The sequence below is a fragment of the Nocardia sp. NPDC057353 genome, assembly GCF_042667085.1.
Taxonomy (GTDB): Bacteria; Actinomycetota; Actinomycetes; order Mycobacteriales; family Mycobacteriaceae; genus Nocardia.
Genome location: NZ_JBHVAK010000045.1, coordinates 1 through 14,092, shown reverse-complemented (window position 1 = coordinate 14,092; position 14,092 = coordinate 1). Strand labels below are relative to the sequence as shown.

15 protein-coding genes are annotated in these 14,092 nt (G+C 71.4%); 5 read left to right on the top strand and 10 right to left on the bottom strand.

What is annotated here, in order from left to right:
- Window positions 1-101: 101 nt before the first annotated feature.
- From ACFUUZ_RS22025 to ACFUUZ_RS21980, 10 genes are all read right to left on the bottom strand, one after another.
- On the bottom strand, window positions 102-1,343 hold the full coding sequence (locus ACFUUZ_RS22025) for a hypothetical protein (protein WP_378699064.1): 1,242 nt from the start codon (window positions 1,341-1,343) through the stop codon (window positions 102-104).
- Window positions 1,340-2,533, bottom strand: a complete 1,194-nt coding sequence (locus tag ACFUUZ_RS22020; RefSeq protein ID WP_378699062.1) for a hypothetical protein — start codon at window positions 2,531-2,533, stop codon at window positions 1,340-1,342. The genes ACFUUZ_RS22025 and ACFUUZ_RS22020 overlap by 4 nt, the downstream gene beginning before the upstream one ends.
- 72 nt (window positions 2,534-2,605) lie before the next feature.
- Window positions 2,606-3,361, bottom strand: a complete 756-nt coding sequence (locus ACFUUZ_RS22015) for an ESX secretion-associated protein EspG (protein ID WP_378699060.1) — start codon at window positions 3,359-3,361, stop codon at window positions 2,606-2,608.
- Window positions 3,354-4,658, bottom strand: coding sequence for a hypothetical protein (locus tag ACFUUZ_RS22010; RefSeq protein WP_378699058.1), 1,305 nt, complete (start codon window positions 4,656-4,658; stop codon window positions 3,354-3,356). The genes ACFUUZ_RS22015 and ACFUUZ_RS22010 overlap by 8 nt, the downstream gene beginning before the upstream one ends.
- Entirely contained in the window at window positions 4,655-5,029 is a 375-nt protein-coding gene (locus ACFUUZ_RS22005) for a hypothetical protein (RefSeq protein WP_378699056.1), read from the bottom strand. The genes ACFUUZ_RS22010 and ACFUUZ_RS22005 overlap by 4 nt, the downstream gene beginning before the upstream one ends.
- Window positions 5,030-5,037: 8 nt before the next feature.
- The gene (locus ACFUUZ_RS22000) at window positions 5,038-5,598 is read right to left on the bottom strand and encodes a DUF3558 domain-containing protein (protein ID WP_378699054.1); all 561 of its coding nucleotides are present in this window, start codon (window positions 5,596-5,598) and stop codon (window positions 5,038-5,040) included.
- Between the two features lie 88 nt (window positions 5,599-5,686).
- On the bottom strand, window positions 5,687-6,757 hold the full coding sequence (locus ACFUUZ_RS21995; RefSeq protein ID WP_378699052.1) for an NAD(P)H-dependent flavin oxidoreductase: 1,071 nt from the start codon (window positions 6,755-6,757) through the stop codon (window positions 5,687-5,689).
- Entirely contained in the window at window positions 6,754-7,500 is a 747-nt protein-coding gene (locus tag ACFUUZ_RS21990) for a CoA-transferase subunit beta (protein WP_378699050.1), read from the bottom strand. The genes ACFUUZ_RS21995 and ACFUUZ_RS21990 overlap by 4 nt, the downstream gene beginning before the upstream one ends.
- Entirely contained in the window at window positions 7,497-8,363 is an 867-nt protein-coding gene (ipdA, locus tag ACFUUZ_RS21985) for a cholesterol ring-cleaving hydrolase subunit IpdA (protein ID WP_378699048.1), read from the bottom strand. Before ipdA ends, ACFUUZ_RS21990 begins: the two co-directional genes overlap by 4 nt.
- Window positions 8,364-8,373: 10 nt before the next feature.
- On the bottom strand, window positions 8,374-9,138 hold the full coding sequence (locus tag ACFUUZ_RS21980; protein WP_378699046.1) for an enoyl-CoA hydratase family protein: 765 nt from the start codon (window positions 9,136-9,138) through the stop codon (window positions 8,374-8,376).
- Between the two features lie 55 nt (window positions 9,139-9,193).
- Between ACFUUZ_RS21980 and ACFUUZ_RS21975 the strand changes: the two genes are divergently transcribed.
- The 5 genes from ACFUUZ_RS21975 to ACFUUZ_RS21955 all read left to right on the top strand — a co-directional run bounded on the left by ACFUUZ_RS21975 (window position 9,194) and on the right by ACFUUZ_RS21955 (window position 13,805).
- A complete protein-coding gene (locus tag ACFUUZ_RS21975; RefSeq protein ID WP_378699044.1) occupies window positions 9,194-9,985 on the top strand; it encodes an SDR family oxidoreductase in 792 nt (263 codons plus the stop codon).
- A 17-nt stretch (window positions 9,986-10,002) separates the two neighbouring features.
- Complete coding sequence (locus ACFUUZ_RS21970; RefSeq protein WP_378699042.1) at window positions 10,003-10,911, top strand: SDR family oxidoreductase; 909 nt, start codon at window positions 10,003-10,005, stop codon at window positions 10,909-10,911.
- A gap of 394 nt (window positions 10,912-11,305) precedes the next feature.
- Window positions 11,306-12,301 carry a hypothetical protein gene (locus ACFUUZ_RS21965; protein WP_378699040.1) on the top strand — a complete coding sequence of 332 codons (996 nt, stop codon included), beginning with the start codon at window positions 11,306-11,308 and terminating at the stop codon, window positions 12,299-12,301.
- Entirely contained in the window at window positions 12,298-12,801 is a 504-nt protein-coding gene (locus ACFUUZ_RS21960) for an ImmA/IrrE family metallo-endopeptidase (RefSeq protein ID WP_378699038.1), read from the top strand. Before ACFUUZ_RS21965 ends, ACFUUZ_RS21960 begins: the two co-directional genes overlap by 4 nt.
- The gene (locus ACFUUZ_RS21955) at window positions 12,798-13,805 is read left to right on the top strand and encodes a hypothetical protein (RefSeq protein WP_378699036.1); all 1,008 of its coding nucleotides are present in this window, start codon (window positions 12,798-12,800) and stop codon (window positions 13,803-13,805) included. The genes ACFUUZ_RS21960 and ACFUUZ_RS21955 overlap by 4 nt, the downstream gene beginning before the upstream one ends.
- The last annotated feature ends 287 nt before the right edge of the window (window positions 13,806-14,092 follow it).

Below are 14,092 nucleotides of genomic sequence, written 5' to 3'. Positions count from 1 at the left end.
GTTTCAATCTGAAGCTCGCATGTTCACTCGATAAGAGTTTGATCGGACCCTCCCCCAAGGTCGAAGCGGTGGCCGCGTCGGCCATCCTGCACCGAAAGAGTTTAGAGGGCAGCGGCTGGGCGCCGGACGTCCGATGGTGATCGACACTCTCGGAGCTGTGACCTGCCGGTCTCCAGCAGGTCCGCGATGGTGACCGCCTCGGGCAGACTCCAGGTCGCCGCCTGCTCGGCGAGCAGTTCTTCCCACGAGGGTGCCGCCGCGGTATCGGAGCGGACCTGCAGGGCGAGCATGCCGATCCGGAGCAGAGCCGGAATATTCAGGTGCCGGGCCGCCATAGCGGCTTGGCCTGCGATGGCGGCCGCCGCCGTCTTGGAGAGGCTGATCGCGCCCGCGGCGGCGTGGGCTGCCAGCAGCATCTCGGTGCGTTTCGCTGCCGTACCGGAAGGGAGGCGGGCGGTGCCGGTCGAGCGGTAGGCCGCGAGGTGGGTGTGGGTGCGGATGACGACCTCGGTCGCGAGGACGCCGAGGCCGGGCGTCAGGACGCCGGAGCGGAGGTTCAGGCCTGCGTTCGCGTAGGCGTCGTGGGCGAACTTGCGCAGGGCGGGGTCCGGCATTTCACACAGCAGGGTCCAGCCGGGGAGCGGCAGGCTCATCGGGGTGACGAAGTCGGCGGCCCAGTGTTTGAGCAGGAGCGCGATCGCTCGGTGCGGGTCGGATTCCTGGGCGAAGGGCAGGCCGGAGCGGGTTGTGGTCGCCAGGCCGGTCATGCGTCGGCCGTCGTCCCAGTAGCTCCCTTCGAAGGTGCCGGTGCGGATCTGGTTCAGGGCGGTGCAGAAGCGGCCGATGTCGTGGCCCGCGGACTTGACGCGGTGCGCCGGGCCGCCGAATTTCGGGCCGGTGTAATCGATGGGGAGCCGGGCGGTCTCCCGCTCCCAGCGGCGCAGCAGGGCGCTTTTCTTCAGCTGGGACAGGCCGCCGAGCACGGCGGCGTCCACCTGGGTGTCGTAGAGGTTGGCGAGGGCGCCGAGCAGGCCGGTGATGCCGACGACCAGCAGGTCGCTGCGGTCCCACGGCAGCCGCTGGGCCGCCCGCCATTCGTCGAGCTGCGCTAGCGCTGTCGGATCGAGCAGATCGGCGAGTTCGGTTTCGCCTTCGCGGCGTCCCCGATGGTGGTCGGTGAGTTCCGCGTAGGTGAGCTCGGCGGGAGTGTTCGCGAGGCGCTGTCGCAGCGTGCGATCGGTCGGCTCGTCCGAAAGGGCGGCCGCGGCCAGCTTTTCGATGTCGCCGATGTCGCGGCTGAGGATGTCCAGGTTGCCGATGTAGTCGGCATCGACGACGCTCACGCCGCTTCCTCGAGGTCGTCGGCGAGGCTGGTGACTCCCTGCGCCAGCGTCTCGACGGTCTTCTTCTCGTCCGTGAGCTCGTCCAGCTCGGCGATCAGGGACTTGAGCTCGTCGTCCTCGGGACCGGTCACCCGCTCCCGGAGCCGGTCGGCGACGCCGCGGAAGCGGGCGACCCGGTCCTCGGCCGCGAGCCGGTGCTCCCGCTCCGCCTCCACCTCCGCCTGCTTGGCCTCGAGCTGCGCCCGGAGCTTCTCGATGCGTTCGGCGAGCGCCGCGACGGTCCTGCCCAGTGCCGTGACCCGCTCGCGCAGGCTGACGACGACGGCCTTGGCAGCCTCCTCGTTGCCGTCCACATCGCGGAGCACGAGCTGGGTCACCACGTGCAGCCGGACGGCGTCGGCGGCAATGCGCGCGGCCGTGAGGCCAGCGGCCTTCCCGGCGAGCGTGACCATGCCCGCCCCCGCTGCGCCGGTGAAACCGGTGATCAGCGCGGCGCCACCGGCCATGCCGAGTCCGCCTGCCGCGATCGAGCCGCCGCCGAGCGCCGCCAAGCCCGCCGAGGTGGCGACGGCGCCCGAGTAGCCGAGCACCAGTGCGCCGTACGCACCTGCGATGGCCGGTGCGGCGAGGCCGCCGGTTAGCAGGCCGAGCCCGAGACCTGCCCCGGCGAGGAGCGCGTACTTGGTCCAGTTGCCTGCCTTCGACAGCGTCTTGATCGCGTGCTTGTACGCGTTCTCCACGGCGTCGAGGTCTTCCGGGTGCAGCGGGGGCAGTGCCTCGTGCGCGGCTCCGAGAATTTCGGCGCGGGCCCCCTTCTCCCATTTGCCCTCCACCCACGGCTCGAAGCCGTAGAGGTCGATGAGCAGGAGCAGGGCCCTCGACCGCCGCGTCACCACCGCGGAGACCTCCGGCCCGGCGGCTTCGAGCGCCTCGAAGTTCGGCGCCGCGCCGTCCGCGCTGACTCGGCGCACGATATCGGCCACCGCGGGCGACCAGTCGCCATGCCCGCGGTCCGCGATGGCCGCGGCGGCGGCCGCGCGGAACCCGTTGCGCACCTCGCGCTTGGCGGGCAGGAACTTCCCCTTCGACGCCGCGATATCGCGCTGCATCATCCGGTACTGCCACGCTGTCAGGACGAAGTCTTCGTCGGGGGAGAGCTCGAGCTTCCGCTGCACCTGCGCCGCTTCCATGCGGTGAGACTAGCGACAAGGTTGCTGAATCAGGCGCTGGTCGTGCACTTCTCGACCGGAGTCGCCCGTAGCTCAGCCGGAGGCGCGCTCGTTCTCGCGGTGCCACCGCTGGGCACGGACGGCGCGGCGCTCGATCTCGGCGACCATCGCGTCCGCGCCGAGCGGGGCGGCTTCGATCGGGTCGCCGGTGCGGACCAGGTAGCGGCCGTCGTCGTAGTCCATCCACCAGAAGCCGTCACCGGGGGTGGGGCGGGCGTCGAGGGCGGAGCCGGGGAAGACCGCGACCTCGCCGAGTGCCTGGCGGGGGCGGGCGAAGACGCGGTCGAGGCGGGCGATGGCGCCGTCCGGGGAGCGCAGTGGGCGGTCGCGGTCGGTGCGGATGTCCACGCGGGGCAGGTGGATCGAGGGTTGGGTGCCGGGCCTGCGGGCGGGTAGGGCCGCGACGGCTGCCGCGGGTACCTGTTTGGCCTGGCCGTAGCGGAGCACGATGTCGGCGCCGGTGTCCGGGGCGGGGCCGGGTTCCTGGGTGAGCGCGGTGCCCGCATTGGCGCGGATGGCGCCGTGGAAGCGCACGAGGCGCGCGGGGTCGGTGTGGTCGAGGCCCGTGACCTCGATGCGGACGTCCGGCTCGAGCAGGACGTCGAGGGCGCGTTCCAGTTCGACCGCGTACATGTCGGTGAGGGTGGTGACGGCGGCCTCGCGGAGTTGTCGCAGGTCGCGGAAGTCCATGGGCTCCGGGCGGTAGCGCAGCGGGTACGGGAGGCGGTCGCGGCCGTAGGCGTTCCACAGCAGCTCGAATTCGAGGCCGGTGAAGCGCCACTCAGGCATTGTCGCCGCCGATCACCGGCGGCACCGTCCTCGGGTGGGAGTCGAGGCCGGTGAGTTCCTCGCCGTTGCGCTGGTTGATCAGGTAGTCCTTGGTGCCGGTCGAGTTCTCGTCGTCCCGGCGGGCCGCGCCCGCTCCCGCGCCCATCATGCCGGGGACGCCGGTCGTCGTGCGGGTATTGGTGCCGGTAGCGGTGGTGGCGGCGGGGGCGATGGTGGTCGATGGGGGTGCGCCGGTGATGCTGCGGCCCGGTGCAGGGGTGGTGACCGGGGTGCCGGAAGGGATTCCGGGGGAGGGGGTTCCCGGCCGCGACGGTGTGCCGGGGCTCGACGGTGTTCCAGGGGTCGATGGCGTGCCCGGGGTTGTCGGCGTGGCGCCGGGCACTGTGCTGGTCGGGCTCGGGGTGGTGCTCGCCGGGGTGGTGTTCGGCGTTGTCGAGGTGGGGGTCGTGGACTGGGTGGTGGGGTCGGTGCCCGCCGCCTCGGTCTGGGGTTCGTTGCCCGGCTGATCCTCGGTCGGGGTTGCGGTGTCGGTGGCCGGGACGTCGGTTGCCGACTCCTCCTCGATAGTGGGAGCGCCGGTGCCTGCCGGACCCGTGTTGTCGGCACCGGTCGGGGTGCCAGGGACGCCGGCGGGCGGTGCCTCTGCTCCCGGTCCGCTCACGATCACGGGGGCATCGGGCAGGACGGGGACACCGTGGTCGGTCTGCTGCGCCACCTGCCCGTACACGGTGCGCAGTACTCGCCGCGCCTCCTGTGTAGCCTCCTCCTCGGCGTAGTCGCCCTCCTTCATCACCCCCTCCTGCGGGAGGGTTTTGCCCGCGATGTCGGGGCGTTCCGTCACGTACGGCATGAGTGCCTGCGTCTGGTGCAGGCCGGTGTGCAGTTCGGCGAGTTTGAGGCCGACCATGGCTGCGGCTGTCGCCAGGTCCTCCGACCGTTGGGTGTAGTTCTGCACCGCCGTGACCGCCGATTGCGCCGCCGCGCCTTGCCAGCCGCCGTTCACCGTGCGTGCGAACTCCTCGTTGAACACACTCACGGCGCCGGTCATGTTCATGCCGATACCCGTCCACGCCTCCGCCGCCTGCTGTGCGATGGACGGGCGCATGGCGTTGACCGCGTCGACCATCTGGGTCAGCGTCATGCTGTCGTAGTTGTCCGGGGCGGGGATGTGGGGTGGGTCGTATTCGCCGGTGAAGCCGGTGGCGCCGCGGGAGGTGAAGTCGTAGATGGTGTCGCGTTCGCGGTTCCACTGTTCCTGTGCGTCGATGATGCGGGCGCGGTAGTCGTCGTAGGTCACGGCGTGGTCCCCGAGATGCGGTCGCCGGAGGCGATGTCCTGTTCTGTGAAGTTCTGAATTGCCTTCGCCACGGCTTGTTTGGCGAGTTTCACGGCATCGATGTGCTGGAGGAGTACGACTTCCAGCGAGCGGTCGCTGCCCATCGCCTTTTGGGCGAACTTCTGTTGCAGTACTTCGGATGATGGGAAGCCGCCGAACCCCTCCAAGAACGCGATGCTGCGGAGGTTCTGGTAGAGCTCGCTGAGCCGGGTCACGTAGTTGTCGCAGATCCGGTCGAGGTCACGACCAACTGCGGGATCAAGCGAGACCTGGCCGGCTTCGGCGGCCGCAAGAACGCTTTGCCATTCCAGGTTGGATGCTGTGGGGTCCATTCGGATGCTCAGCTTCTCGGTAGATTCACGGCGAGGTCATCGGCATGGCGGATCACCTCAGAGCACGGATCACCCAATTTGCCTACCGCGGGGCTGGTGATCAGGCGAAACGCGACGGTGCCCCCGGACACCTCGACTGCGACGGTGCACCCGAGGCCCCGAGAATCGCCGACATCGAGAAACTTCACTCCTGGACGACCATCGATCGAGCGATCCTCGAACGAGGTGAAATCTTTGCGCTGCCGCACTTCGGCGAGCGTAGGGCTGCCGGAGAAGACTGTCAGTTCGTACCAGTCCGGTGGTTCGGGACTCCAGTTGCACACCCTCCACCCGTCGAAGTCGACGCCGGCAACATCCGGGATCTTGCTCGCCGGATCCAACCCGGTCGCAGAAATGGCCGAATCGGGCAGCTCGCACGGGTCCCACAACCCCGCATCCGGATCGGCACTAGTACTCGGCGCCACCGTCGCAACCACCGACGTCTCCGGCACGACCTCCGCCGTGGGCCCACACCCCGCACTGATACCCGCAGCGGCGAGAACCCCCACCACAACCCCTGCCCTGCGCATCTCCGCACCCTCCCTGCCGATGCGGGGCCGGTACCGTCTCCCCGCCCCGGACGGGTCAGACGGTACCGGTCGGCACGAACACCGGCAATCAGTGCTCGGCGGCCACCTTGTCCAGCGCCCCGATCCGGGCGACAGCATCGCTGACGATTCGATCGATGAGCTCCGCACAGGTCGGCAGGTCATCGATGATGCCGGTGACCTGCCCGGCGGCCAGAACCCCTGCCTCGGTATTCCCCTCGACCAGCCCGGCCCGGAGCAGCATCGGCGTATTGGCCGCCATGACCACTTGCGACCACGTCAGATCCTTCGCCTTGCGCATGGCGAGCCCGTCCCGAACCAGGGTCGACCACTTCATCCCGGTCATCCCCTTGAACTTCGCCGCATTGGCGACAGCGGCGGTCAACCCGCGTACCCGCCCCGACTTCTCCAGCCGCGAGACCAGCTCGGTGTTCAGCACCCGGTGCGGCATCCCGTCCACCTTGAGCGAGACCACCGTGTCCTGGAGTTGCCGGGCGAGGTACTCCTGCTTGACCGAGTCCGGCACCGAACTCTCCTGCGTGAGCAGGAACCGCGTGCCCATCGCGACTCCGGCCGCGCCGTAGGCCAGAGCGGCGGCCAGCCCGCGGCCGTCGAAGAAGCCGCCGGCGGCGACGACGGGGATATCGACCGCGTCCAGCACCGAGGGGAGCAGCAGGGTGGTGGCGACCGGGCCGGTGTGGCCACCACCCTCGCCGCCCTGCACGATCACGGCGTCGGCGCCCCAGGAGGCGACCTTCACCGCGTGCTTGGCCGCCCCGATGGACGGGATGACCACCACACCGGCGTCCTTGAGCTTGGCGATCAGCTCCTTCTTCGGCGCCAGCGCGAACGACGCGACCCGTACGCCCTCGCGGATGAGCAGGTCGATCCGCTCCGGAGCGTCCGAGGCATCGGCCCGGATATTCACGCCGAACGGCTTGGAGGTGCGCTCCTTGGTCTTGGCAACGGCCTCCTCCAGCTCCGCATAAGTCATGGTCGCGGAGGCGAGAATGCCGAGCCCACCGGCATTGGAGGTGGCGGAGACCAGGCTCGGCCCGGCCACCCACCCCATGCCGGTCTGCACGACGGGATGCTCGATCCCGACCAGCTCGGTGAGCGGGGTGCGCAGCCGCGCGGTCACTGCGGCACCTCGCGGTCGCGCACCGACTTGGGGTCGAGCACCTCGCGGATGAGCCGCAGCTCCTCGGCGGTGGGCAGCCGGGACTCCGGGGCATCGGCGAGCCCGGCGATCTCGAACGAGGTGTTCTCCGCGACCTCGTCGGCGCTCACCCCGGGGTGCAGGCTCCGCGCGCGGAGCGTGTGGTCCGGGCCCTCGAAGTCGAAGACGCCCAGGTTGCTCACCACCCGGTGCAGGTGGTGGAAGCGAAACGCCGGGTTGGCCGGGTCGACCTTGTCGTAGCCGACCCCGGAGACAATATCGACCTTCTCCACGAAGACCCGCTTACCGTGCTTGGGCACGAAGTAGCTGGTCGCGTGGTTGATGGTGTTGCCGGGCGCCCCGCGCACGCCGAACATCTGCCGGGTCGGCTGCTGCAGAGAACCGAAGGCGGAGAGGTTCTGGTTGCCGTGCCGGTCGATCTGGTTCGCGCCCATGACGACGTGCCTGCGCCCGGAGGCGACCACGTCGAACACCTTGCGGAACGGGATCCACCCCTCGATCGGCGCCGAGCGGCCGAGCGCGGGCGTCTCGGCGAAGAACCTGGCCTCGCCGTCGGAGAGCAGCAGGTCCGGCTCGATGGTGAGCTTGGCCAGCCGCGCACCCAGGGTGGTCAGCGGCGACATCGGGCTCGCCATGATCTCGCCCGCCCCGGCGAAGATCTCGGCGCAGGCCACCGCGCAGACCTCGGCACGAGTAATGGTCACTGCTCCTCCTCCGCGAATCGCCGCACGGCGGCCTGGTACTCGTCCTCGGACACCGCCAGGTACGTGTCCACGAACTGCTGCCACGCCTCCGGCGTCTTGGCCGACTCCACGTAGTGCCGCTGGAACTTCTCGTCCCGGCCGTAGTCGTCGGCCGCGAGCGTGAAGTGCGCGCCGCCCGGCGCCTCGACCACGCCGTCCACCAGCATTCGGTTCAGCAACAGCGCCTGCGGCGGAACGGATTTCACCAGCTCCTCGGTCTCGACGACGCGCTCCACCGAGAGGTAGCGGCGCTCGGCCGCCAGGCAGTACAGGTCGTCGAAGTACGGGTCGATGCCGGTGTAGGCGGCGTTGCCGTGCTTGTCGCCGAGGTTCAGGTGCACCAGCGCGGCGTCCAGGTTGAGCGCGGGCATGGCGATCAGGGTCTCGTCGCCGTAGGGGGAGTCGACGGTCTTCAGCTCGCCCTCCCAGAAGTTCGGCACGTCGGAGCCGAGCCCGGCGCGAATGGGCAGGAAGGGCAGCCGGGCGGCGGCCGCCTCCAGGCCGCACTTGACCATGCCCTCGTCCATCTCGCGCACCACGATCTCGCCCGCCGTGCGCGCCTTGGCGAACCACGGGTCGTAGAAGGGCGGCGAGTCCAGCGAGACGAAGCCGTAGTACGCCTTGCGCACCTTCCCCGCCGAACAGAGCAGCCCCAGGTCGGGGCCGCCGTAGGTGACCACGGTGAGGTCGGTGATGTCCGAGCGCAGGAGCGCGCGGACCAGGGCCATCGGCTTGCGCCGCGAGCCCCAGCCGCCGATCCCGATCGTCATCCCGCTGCGCAGCTCGCCGACCACGTCGTCGAGCGACATCCGCTTGTCGCGCATCGTTGTTCCCTCAGTTCCCGGACCGGCGCGCCGCCAGATCCTCGTCGAATCGCGCCCGGATCTCGTCCGAGACCCCGGCCAGGTTGAGCTCGAAGGTGAAGCCCTGCTCGTAGCGGTAGCTGCGGTGCACGTCCTGCACGTCGATGCCGTTGAGCGCGCGCTTGGCGGCCCGGATGACCCGGCCGTCCTTGGCCGCGACGTTCTCCGCGACCTTCAGCGCGGCGGCGTCCAGCTCGGCGCGCGGCACCACCTGGAAGACCGAGCCGAAGTGCTGCAGCTGCTGCGCCGTCACCGTGCCCGCGGTGTAGAAGAGCGCGCGCATGAGGTGCTGCGGCACCAGCCGGGAGAGGTGCGTGGCCGCGCCGAGCGCGCCGCGGTCCACCTCGGGCAGCCCGAAGGTGGCGTCGTCGCTCGCGATGATGATGTCGGCATTGCCGACCAGCCCGATCCCGCCGCCCAGGCAGAACCCCTGCACCACCGCGATCACCGGCACTGGGCAGTCGTACACCGCCGCGAACGCCTCGAAGCAGCCGTGGTTGGCATCGATCAGCGCCTGGTGCCCCGGGTTGGCCTGCATCTCCTTGATGTCGACGCCCGCGTTGAACCCCCGGTTCTCCGCGCGCAGCACCACCACCCTGGTCTCCTGGTCGCGCCCGGCCGCGCGGATCTCGTCGGCGAGGGTGAACCACCCGGCCGACGGAATGGCATTGACCGGCGGGTAGTCGACCGTGACGACGGCGACGCCCGGGGCGGCGGAGTGACGGTTGATTCCCATCGCATGTCCCATCGAAGCGTTGGCAAAGCAAGCAGTTGCTTGGTAGGTTAGCACGGTGGCCATCGAAATCGACCTGACCGACCACGTCGTGCTGGTGACCGGCGGTGTCCGCGGGGTCGGCGCCGGGATCAGCCGGGTCTTCCTGGCCGCGGGCGCGTCCGTCGTCGCCTGCGCGCGCCGCCCGCCGGACGCGCCGATCACGGTGGGGGAGCGGACGGTCGAGTACCTGCCCGCCGACGTCCGTGACCCGGAATCCGTTGCGGCGCTGATCGACTCGATAGTTCAGCGGCACGGCCGCCTGGACCACCTGGTCAACAACGCGGGCGGTGCCCCCTTCGCGCTGGCCGCCGATGCCAGCGCCCGCTTCCACGACAAGATCGTGCAGCTCAACCTGCTCGCCCCGCTGCAACTCGCGCAGGCCGCGCAGGCCGTCATGCGGGACCAGCCGACCGGCGGCACGATCACCAGCATCACCAGCGTGAGCGGGGTGCGGCCGTCGCCGGGCACCGCCGCCTACGGCGCCGCCAAGGCTGGGGTGGACAGCATGACCACCTCGCTCGCCGTGGAGTGGGCGCCCAGGGTGCGGGTGAACACGATCGTCGCGGGCCCGGTCGAGACCGAGCTGAGCGCACTGCACTACGGCGATGCCGACGGCGTCGCCGCGGTGGGCCGGACCATCCCGATGGGCAGGCTGGCCGCCCCGGAGGACATCGGCCGCTGCGCCGTCTTCCTGGCCTCGCCGCTGGCCGCCTTCGTCACCGGCGCGGCGCTGCTGGTGCACGGCGGCGGCGAGCTGCCCGCCTTCCTCGGCGCCGCGACCACCGAACACCACGAGCAGCTGAGCTGACCAGGAGAAGGACGAGCATGAGCGAGCAGATCTGCGCCGGGCGCACCGTCATCGTCACCGGGGCGGGCCGCGGCATCGGCCGGGCCCACGCGCTGGCCTTCGCCGCGGCGGGCGCCAGGGTCGTGGTGAACGACCTCGGCTCGGCGCTGAACGGCGCCGCCACCGGCGAGACCCCGGCCGAGCAGGTGGTCGCCGAGATCCGCGCCGCGGGTGGCGAGGCCGTCGCCAACGGCGACGACGTGGCCGACTGGGACGGCTCGCGCAACCTGGTGCACCAGGCCATCGACACCTTCGGCGGGCTCGACGTGCTGGTCAACAATGCGGGCTTCGTCCGCGACCGGATGCTGGTCAACCTGGCCGAGGACGAGTGGGACGCGGTGGTCCGGGTGCACCTCAAGGGGCACTTCGCGCCGCTGCGGCACGCCGCCGAGTACTGGCGCGGGGAGGCCAAGGCGGGCCGCACGCCCGCCGCGCGGGTGATCAACACCAGCTCGGGCGCGGGGCTGCAGGGGTCGGTCGGGCAGGGCAACTACGGCGCGGCCAAGGCCGGTATCGCCGCGTTGACGCTTACCGCCGCAGCGGAATTCGGCCGCTACGGGGTCACGGTGAACGCCATTGCGCCGTCCGCGCGCACCCGCATGACCGAGACGGTCTTCGCGGAGATGATGAACACGCAGGGCTCCGACTTCGACGCCATGGCGCCGGAGAACATCTCGCCGCTGGTGGTGTGGCTCGGCAGCGCGGAGTCCGGCGACGTGACCGGCCGGATCTTCGAGGTCGAGGGCGGCAAGGTCGCGCTCGCAGACGGGTGGCGGCACGGCACCCCCATCGACAAGGGGCAGCGCTGGGACCCCGCTGAGCTGGGGCCGGTGGTTGCCAAATTGATTGCCGAATCGGTGCCGCAGGAGCCGGTCTACGGCGCCTGAGCCGATTCGCGCGAGCGCGGGCCGGTTCGGTACGCCCCGGCTATGATGGGCTCGCGTTCGCCCCGAAACCCCGTCCGGAACAGCAGCGGGCCCATGGGCCGCGCGCGTTCGACTAGGGGAAGGCTGGCGTATGGCCGGGGGTCGTGTGGTTCGCTCGACGGCAGTTGCCGCGGCTGTTGCTGTCATTGCGCTGTCGGTCCAGGTGGCGGCCGGTGCCGAGCCGTCCGAGACGGTGACCTCGACGCCGTCCGCGACCACGACGGCGTCGGCCGCTCCGACCACGACCTCGGCTGCGCCCGAGACTACCGACGAAGTGGAGTCGACGACCGGCACGGAGGAGGCGCCGACGTCGACGGGCGTGTCGGTGACCACGACCGTTCCCGAGGTTCCTCCGGTGGAGGAGCCGATCGAGAGCGCGGAAGCCACCGCTGAGCCCGAGCGCAAGGTGGAGGCCGGACCGGGGGTCGGCACCACGACGCCCGCGCCGCCGCCGCCCGCCGCGCCGCCGGTGCTGCTCGGTGCGGGTTCGGCCGGGCTCGGCCTCATGTTCATCGGGTCGGCCGGAATCAGCCTGACGGCAACCGGTTCCGGTGGACCGGGACTCTCCGTGTCCTCGGAGCTCGAACTGGGCGGCGCCGTCTCGATCGGCGCGGAGACCGGAGCGGGCGCACCCGGCTCGGTGAGCGCGGCCCCCATCGCGCTCGACCCGGCCGCGATCATCTCCACCGCGACGGCGCTCGCCCTCACCTCCGCCGTCCCCCTGCTCCTCCTCATCCCGCTCCCCGCGCTCCCGACCCTGGCGCAGCCCGGCGTGGAGCCGCCCTTGGACGGCCCTCCTGCGCCCGCTCCCGGCAATTCGGGCAATCCCGGCACATTCGATAGCCCCGAGAGCGCGAGCGACGCGGACGCGCCGGGCAGCGACGGCACCCCGGACTCCGCCGACAGCGGGGAAGCGCATGGCGAGCCCGGCACCCCGGACGCCGCCGACAGCGGGGAAGCGCAGGGTGAGCCCGGCACCTCGGCGCCAGGTGGCGATCGCGATGCGAACTCCGGCGGGCAGACGGCATCTGGCGAACCCGGCATCCCGGCGGCCCCGACCCCCGGCGCACTACCCGGCACCCCGGCGCCCGGAGCCCCCGGTGCACCGATCCCCATCGGCGCCCCGGAAAACGCCTTCACGCAACCGAACCCACCCGACCCCGAGGTCCGCCCACTGGCCGCGGACGACCCGATCCCCGCGGCCCCGCTCCTCCCGGTCCTCGGCGGCCTGGCCGCCATGGCCATCGCGGCTGCCGCCTCCGGCGCCGTGAGCTTCCGCAGCGCCGCCGCCGCCCAGGCGCGGCTCGACGCCGCCAGAGCCGAGTTCTTCGGACCGGGGAGCAGCCGATGACCAGGACCATGAACCGCTCGTACCGCCGGGTCGCCGCCGCGGTCGACGCCGTCTGCGCGGTCGCCGCCGACTCCGACGCCACCACCCTGGACGAGGTGGTGCTCGCCATCGGCCGGGAGCGCGGCCGGGACATCGAGATCACCAGCGCCAGGCTCGGCCCCGGCGTCTGCGGCCAGCGCCGCCGCTACCCGGAGCGCGACGTCATCGTGCTCGCCGAGGCGCTCCCCGGCCGGGACCACACCCTGGCCCACGAACTCGGCCACATCGTCTTCGCGCACGAGGGCGCCCCCGCCGAGGAGGTCACGCTGGCCGCGAGCGACGACCTCATCGCCTACATGCTCAGCCAGCGCTCGCACCAGGAGATCGTCTCCGACGGCGCCGACGAGCACGCCGAGTGGGAGGCCGAGACCTTCGCCGCCATGCTCATGACGCGGCTGCGCGTCTTCACCAACCGGGGCGCGGGCGTCTCGGTCCTGCGATTCGACGAGGCACTCGGATGACGCCGTGGATCACCGCCGTGCTGATCTGGATCGCCGCGGGCGCGCGGGTCGGGCGGGTGCTGGTCAAGCCCGCCACCACCGCAAGGGTGGCGATCGTGCTCGCGGTCGCCGCGGTGGCCACCGCGGTCACCACCGCGGTCCCGGAGATCGGCCTCGCGCTCGACCACGCGCTGCCCGGCGGGCTGCCCTCCGGGCTGCTCTCCACCGGCGTGCAGACCGCCGCCTGGATCGGCTTCGCCACCGCCACCTCGGTGGTGGCCTCGGCGGCCTGGCCGGTGGTCTCGCGCGGGAACCTGCGCCGGATCGCCGCGGGCATCTACGGCGTCGGCACCGCGGCCGCGGCGGTCACGCTCGCCTGGTCCACCACCTTCGGCTCGGCCTTCGTCGTCCTCGGCTGCGCATTGGTAGTGGTCACAGGGCTGCGCAACCTGGACTGGACCGCGCTCGGCCGCGGCATCGCGCTCTACACCGCGGGCACCGCCCTGGTCGGGCTGCTCGCCGCCGCCGATATCCGCGCGGCCATCGCCGGGGAGCGGGCCAGGGCGGCGGGAGCGGCGCTGCCGTTCGCGCCGGCGTGGGCGCTCGCGGCGCTGCTGATCGGGCTCGGCGCGGTGTGGATCGTGGTGGAGCTGTGGCTGCGCGCCCGGCTGCTCATGCGCCGCACGCACGCGCTGCACAGCCTGCTGGTGCGCCGGTTCCCGCAGGTGATCGCGCACGAGCAGGCGGCGTGGTCGACCCAGTTGCGCGCCTCGGACCAGATCACCCAGATCATGGACGCGCTCTACCTGCAGGCGGGCGGCGGCGCGCGCTTCGCCGCCGGTGACCCGCCCGCGCAGGTGCCGGAGCGGGCCGCGGCGGTCGCCCGCTGGGCGCGCGATCCGCGCGGCGTCGACTGGGTGGACGCGCGCTGGATCGCCCCGCCCCCCGGGATCAGCCCGCGCGGGTGGGTGCAGGCGATTGCCCGCGCCTTCCAACCCAGCCCCGGCGCGCACGGACGCAAATGATCGGATGAATTAGGGCGCCCCGAATTCCGGGGGCGCCGGGGGGTCCGCTGGAGATTCGCCGATCGGACCGATGGGTCGGAATCGCGGCCCGCCGGAATGGCGGCGGAAGCGCGCTATCGATCTGACGGGAATCCGTTTCGCTTCACTCGTGCATTTTTGCGAATGCACGTGCAGATGAACGTTAAGCGCACACAGTGGACACTCGGTTGTCCGAGAAGTGTCCCGGCGGCGAGCCGTCGGGTTGTGATAGCTCACAACGCGGCGCGGTGCGGCCCCCTGGACCGCAC

Bases quoted from the DNA above. Each gene is read 5' to 3' on its own strand.
- ACFUUZ_RS22020 (WP_378699062.1), bottom strand. From the start codon at position 2,533: ATGGAAGCGGCGCAGGTGCAGCGGAAGCTCGAGCTCTCCCCCGACGAA.
- ACFUUZ_RS22015 (WP_378699060.1), bottom strand. From the start codon at position 3,361: ATGCCTGAGTGGCGCTTCACCGGCCTCGAATTCGAGCTGCTGTGGAAC.
- ACFUUZ_RS22005 (WP_378699056.1), bottom strand. From the start codon at position 5,029: ATGGACCCCACAGCATCCAACCTGGAATGGCAAAGCGTTCTTGCGGCC.
- ACFUUZ_RS22000 (WP_378699054.1), bottom strand. From the start codon at position 5,598: ATGCGCAGGGCAGGGGTTGTGGTGGGGGTTCTCGCCGCTGCGGGTATC.
- ipdA (WP_378699048.1), bottom strand. From the start codon at position 8,363: ATGCGCGACAAGCGGATGTCGCTCGACGACGTGGTCGGCGAGCTGCGC.
- ACFUUZ_RS21980 (WP_378699046.1), bottom strand. From the start codon at position 9,138: ATGGGAATCAACCGTCACTCCGCCGCCCCGGGCGTCGCCGTCGTCACG.
- ACFUUZ_RS21970 (WP_378699042.1), top strand. From the start codon at position 10,003: ATGAGCGAGCAGATCTGCGCCGGGCGCACCGTCATCGTCACCGGGGCG.
- ACFUUZ_RS21960 (WP_378699038.1), top strand. From the start codon at position 12,298: ATGACCAGGACCATGAACCGCTCGTACCGCCGGGTCGCCGCCGCGGTC.
- ACFUUZ_RS21955 (WP_378699036.1), top strand. From the start codon at position 12,798: ATGACGCCGTGGATCACCGCCGTGCTGATCTGGATCGCCGCGGGCGCG.